Genomic DNA, 5,188 nt, shown 5'->3' with positions numbered 1-5,188 from the left:
CAGCGCGGGCGCGCTATTGCGAATGCCGCTTTATGTCTTGTGGAAGATTCCACTTTACCTGGGTCTAGCGCGGCGCCGACCCAAAGAGTGGCTGCGAACCGGCCGCTAGCGGTGCAGCCAGGCGACGGTGATGGCGACCAGGCAGCAGAGCACAGCAATAATGACCGCCTCGCGCAGGCCAAAGCTGCGCCCCGGAAGGCTATGGCCATGAGCCGCGTCATCCCCGGTTTTGACCGGGGGATCCTGTTCGCTGTTGTCAGGCATATTCATCGTAGGAACGCGAAGGCGAAGGGGAACAGGCCGTCAAGGCCGCTCGTCAGAGCCAGCGCGTGCAAGATCATTCGGAATGCCACCGTGCAGCCGAAGAATATGAGAGTCAGCGGCAGGTCGTCCCGCGCGAAGCCAAGCCCCTCGCCGCGCGACGACGCCCACAGCGTGAGATAGCGGGCGACCTCGCCAACGCTCAAGGCAACGATCGCCGCGTCGAGGCCACGCGTGGTCAGCGCAATCGGCACGAGGATCACATAGGCCAGCAACTTGGCTGCATTCCCCGCCGCCGACAGTCGCGGATGACCGAGGCCGATCAGGATCGAATCATTGATGCTGCTCATTACGGCGAACCAGGTCCCGATCGCCAGCACCGGTAGGATCAGTCCGGCCTCGGCATAGCGAGCGTCGTAGAGCAGGCCGACGATGCGGTCGCCGAGTGCGGTGAACCCGGCCAGGCCGATTGCCGTTGCCAGTAACAGCGTGCGCCGTCCGTGACGCAGGCGGCTCCTGATCTCCGGCGCCGTGCCGCGCATCGCTGCGACCAGCGGGAACAGGATCATCGTGCTGCACCGGGTGACGAACAGGCTGACCGTGTCGGCCAGAGTGCGGGCGATGCCGAAGATGCCTAGCTGACCGAGCGAGATGTGCTTGGCCAGATAGAGCCGGTCGAAGTTCATCGCCGCGAAATAGATGATCGAGGAGACGAAGATCCAGCGGCCGAACAGCAGCAGTTCACGGAGCGAGGGCCGGTCGATGATGAAGCGGTGACGAAGCCCGGGCATGAGCATGAAGCTGCCGACCAGAGTGATCGCACCGGCGAAGACGCTGCCCAGGATCAGCGCCCAGATGGTCGGCGTGATCAGGGCCAGGGCGATGTGGATCAGCAGCGACAGGAAGGCGATGACGATTTCGAACAGGCTGAGCCGGGCGACCGACAGCTTCTTTTGAAGCAGGAAGCGCGCGACCGAATCGAAGCCGGTGAAAAGGAAGAACAGCGACACCACCGGCAGGATCGCCGCCAGTTCGGGCACCCCGAAATAGCGCGCCGCCATTCCTCCGGAGAGGAAGCAAATCGCTCCCAGGATCATTCCGCGCAGCGCCTGCAACGTCCACGCCGTATCGTAGAAGATCGGCGTGTCGCCGCGCTCGTGTCGGATGATGTTCTGGTTGATGCCGACATCGGACAGCAACTCGATCCCGGTGCGGATCGAATTGACGATCAGCATCAGCCCGAACAACGGCGGCGCAAGCAGCCGAGCCAGGATGATGTTGTTGATCAGGCGCAGGATTTGCACCGTCCCGTAGGAAAAGGTCGTCCAGCCAAGCTTGATGAACAGGGACCGGGGAACGATGCGGAACATGGGAGTCAGCCGATCCTGGCGCGAGCGTTGCTCGGCGGAGACCGATCCCTGCCGTTGCTTTTATTGAGGCGCAAGGAAATTGCGGCGAGAATCCGTATGTCCAGTGTCTTCGATCGATGCGGTTCTGGCAATATCGTTTCGAGCTTCCGACGGTTACACATTCACGCCGTCGTCCGACGATTCCAGTGCCTGATTTCCCTTGGCGATCCCGGATTGGACCATCGTGTCGATGCCCTGTGGCAGCGAAACGCGCTGTTGCCAGCCCAGCATCGCGCGCGGGCGGCCATTCGCGTAGCGCAGCGGGCGCCAGCGAACGCGCAGGCGCGGAGGGTCGAGCATTTCGGGAAGTTTGGCGCGGTTGGCGAAGAACAGCCTGCTCACCAGCCGTGCCGATGCACCAAGCGCCCGGACGATGGTGTAAGGAACCGGAATCCCGATCCCGGCCGGCAAGTCCGCCCGCCGCGCCAGGCGATGGTAGCGCCAATGGCTCGGCTGTTCGGTATCGACGAGATTGACGATCAGTTGTCCTTCGAGCGGCGCGGTCAGACCGGCGACGATGGCGTCGGCGCAATTGTCGACGTGGATCAGGCGCATCGGCGAGAAGGGCGCGAAGATCAGGTCGAAGCGCCCGACCTTCATCGCCCGTCCGAAATCCCAGTCCTTGCCCGGACCGTAAATCGCGCCCGGACGAACAACGACCAGATCGAGTTTCTGGCGCAGCGCATGGTCGACAACGAGCCGCTCCTGGATAAGCTTGGTCAGCGTGTAGGCGTCGCGGCGCTGGGGCTGGCGCTCGATCGGGGTGTCCTCGTCGAGGCGGCCGGTCCGCCCCGCAACATCGAAATCATAGACCGAAAAACTGCTGACATGGACGATCCGGAGGACACTCGGGGGCAGGACAGCGAGAAGATTCTCGGTAGCGAGCACCGTCCCGGCGAGCTGTTCGGCAAGAACGCCGCCGGCGGCGGCGGCGCAATGGATGACCGCATCGACCCCGTCCAGCGCTTCCGTCCATGACGGTAAGGGTTGCCGAAGATCGCCAAGCACCGTTCGGGTTCCCGGCTGTGCTGCAACCGCCGACGTTGGGCGCTGCAGGGCGATGACCTCATGGCCCGCGCTTTGCGCGGTGCGTACGACCGCCTGGCCGAGGAAGCCACCCGCACCAGTGACGAAGACCTTCACCGCTGGCGGCCGAGTGCGATCAGGCGATCGGTCAGGCGGGCGGTGTCGATCATCTGTTCGGGCGTGATCGGCATCGGCCCGGCGTTTCGGATGGCGCTGTAGATTGCGTCGAGCATCCGCCCCATCCCGTGCATCGGCCCATGTTGCATGACCTTGTCGCGAAAATTGGTGAAGCCGGCGCGGATCAAGCGACGACCGTTGGCAATCTGGCCCAGCGCCGACCGCTTGCCGACGTTGGGTGGACCGTGGAACAGCAGGCCGGGATTGTAGAAGTCTGTTTCCGCCGTCGCCCGACTGCCCCGCACCGTGACGGTGAAGCTGGCGGGCTCGACGTCGCTGGCGATGCGCAACCGCCCGCGAACCGATCCCGCGTCGATCAGTGCATCGAGGAAATCATAGCCGGCGCGAGGATTGTCGCTTCGGCTTTGCATCACGCCATAAACCTCGGCGATATCGCCCACGCCGGTCAGGGCCTGGAACACGTAGACGAGGTGCGGCAGGAAATCATGGATCGCGCCGCCGGGCAACGCGACGGCCGGACCCGACAGGTTGCGATCGCCGAAGGGTCCCGACAGGAAATCGACCGACAGCAATATGTCGCACTCGATGATGTCGCCGAGCCGACCATCGCCGATTAGGCCGATCAGCTCGATGAGCGGATCGTTGAAGAGCAAATTGCGGCTTTCGGTCAGGGTGTGGCCCGCCTGCGCGGCGCATTGTAGCAGTGCCTCGGTTTCCGCCGCGGTGCCGGTCATCGGCTTTTCGCAGATGACGTGCGCCCCGGCCGCCAGCGCGGCGCGAACGAGGGCATCGTGGGTTTGCGGTGGCGTCAGCACATGGACGATGTCCGGGTGCGCCTCGGCCAGCATCGTGTCATAGTCGGTGTAGGCAGCTGCTGCCTTGAACCGGTCGCGGGCGGCCTCCGCCAGTGCGGCTGATCGATCGCAGACCCCGACGAGTACTGCCTGACCTGACGACGCGAGGAACGGCAGATGCTCATAGGCGATCGCGCCGCAGCCGACGACTACGGCGCGGAGTGGCGGCGCGGTCATAAGGCAAAGCTCCTGAGCAGCGTCGCCATCTGCTGCCCGTTCACGCGCTGGTCGTGCAACCGCTCGACCCGATGCCGTGCTTCCGCCGCCAGTCGCTGGCGAAGGGCGGGATCGCCGGACAAGGTACGCAGGGCGTCCGCCAGGGCGTCGGCGCGCGCCGGCGGGACGGTCAATGCCGTCAGGCCGTTTTGGGCGAGTTCGGGGATGCCCGCGACCCACGTCGTCACCACCGGAACGCCGGCCGCCATTGCTTCCATGATCGACACGGGCAGGCCCTCGCTGAAGGAGGGCAGGCAGAAGATATCCGCCCGGCCGAGTTCCTCGCGGACCGCTGACGGCGGACGTTCGCCAGTCAGCGTCACGCACTCGCGAATGTTGAGCGATGCCGCGTCGAGGTCGGACCGCAACGGGCCGTCGCCGACGAGCCGGAGATGGAAGGGGACCCCCTCGGCCCGCAATTGCGCGACCGCCTCGATCAGCAGCGCAAAGCCCTTTTCGCGCGACAGGCGCCCGACTGCGAGCAGGGTCAGTGGCGGCTCCGCCGAAGAGGGCGCGCGATAGGTGAACTCGGACAGATCGATGCCGCATCGGACGACATGAAAGCGCGGCCACAGCGCGGGTTCGGTCAGGAGGAATAGCTGTGAGCGGGTAAAATCGCTGATGCAGACGACGCCTTTTGCGTCACGCGCCTTGAGGTCCAGCCGCGCTTCGGCCGGGTCGACGAAATCGTGAAATCCGTGGATCGTGAAGCTGAAGCCGACCGGCCGGCCGCCGAGCGATGCGAAGCCGCTCGCCAGCCAGGCGATCGTCGCCGGGGCCAGTCCGAAATGGGCGTGGAGGTGGGCGATGTTCAATTTCCGCACCTCGTTCGCGACCAGTGCGGCCTGGGCGGCATGGGCCAGTCGCCGCATCGTTCGAGCGACGTTGCCGCCGCCGCTGGCGATGGCCTTGGCCAGAATGCGGCACGCCCCGAAAGGATGACGAACGAGCATGGCGAGCAATGCACCGACAGCTTTCGCCGGCGCGGCCTTGAGATAGATGGTGCGGGCGGCGCGTTCCCCTGCGCCTGGCGCCTCCAGTTCGACCGCATCGGGGGCGTTCATCGCAAAACAGTGAATGTCGACGCCGGCCCGCTCGACCGCGTCGATCTCGCCCGTGATGAACGTCTGGGCCAGGCGCGGGTAGTGGGTCATGACATAGCCGACCCGGAACGACGTTGCCCCGGCGTCATGCCCAGGCACGGCGCGCTGATATTGATCCTGGTTCATGGCGATGAGGCTTGGCCAGTCGGCTCCGTGGGCGATTTGATCATCTGGCATGGGC

General features: G+C 65.1%; 5 protein-coding genes. All 5 read right to left on the bottom strand.

All coding sequences use genetic code 11. The features are described from left to right. Positions 1-105: 105 nt before the first annotated feature. Positions 106-270 (bottom strand): hypothetical protein, encoded by a 165-nt coding sequence (locus tag RMN84_RS08305; protein ID WP_309611709.1) that lies wholly within the window; start codon positions 268-270, stop codon positions 106-108. Continuing rightward, positions 267-1,631, bottom strand: a complete 1,365-nt coding sequence (locus RMN84_RS08300; protein WP_309611708.1) for an oligosaccharide flippase family protein — start codon at positions 1,629-1,631, stop codon at positions 267-269. The genes RMN84_RS08305 and RMN84_RS08300 overlap by 4 nt, the downstream gene beginning before the upstream one ends. A 153-nt stretch (positions 1,632-1,784) precedes the next feature. Continuing rightward, positions 1,785-2,813 (bottom strand): NAD(P)-dependent oxidoreductase, encoded by a 1,029-nt coding sequence (locus RMN84_RS08295; protein WP_309611707.1) that lies wholly within the window; start codon positions 2,811-2,813, stop codon positions 1,785-1,787. Beyond that, positions 2,810-3,865 (bottom strand): Gfo/Idh/MocA family oxidoreductase, encoded by a 1,056-nt coding sequence (locus RMN84_RS08290; RefSeq protein WP_309611706.1) that lies wholly within the window; start codon positions 3,863-3,865, stop codon positions 2,810-2,812. Before RMN84_RS08290 ends, RMN84_RS08295 begins: the two co-directional genes overlap by 4 nt. Further along, a partial coding sequence (locus RMN84_RS08285; protein ID WP_309611705.1) for a glycosyltransferase occupies positions 3,862-5,188 on the bottom strand: 1,327 nt, incomplete at its 5' end. The genes RMN84_RS08290 and RMN84_RS08285, both read right to left, overlap by 4 nt.

The sequence above is a fragment of the Sphingomonas sp. genome, assembly GCF_031380695.1.
Taxonomy (GTDB): domain Bacteria; phylum Pseudomonadota; class Alphaproteobacteria; order Sphingomonadales; family Sphingomonadaceae; genus Sphingomicrobium.
This window is presented reverse-complemented; position numbering and strand designations above follow the sequence as displayed.

Coding starts and splice junctions, on each gene's coding strand:
- RMN84_RS08290 (WP_309611706.1), bottom strand. CDS start 3,865: ATGACCGCGCCGCCACTCCGCGCCGTAGTCGTCGGCTGCGGCGCGATC.
- RMN84_RS08300 (WP_309611708.1), bottom strand. CDS start 1,631: ATGTTCCGCATCGTTCCCCGGTCCCTGTTCATCAAGCTTGGCTGGACG.
- RMN84_RS08305 (WP_309611709.1), bottom strand. CDS start 270: ATGAATATGCCTGACAACAGCGAACAGGATCCCCCGGTCAAAACCGGG.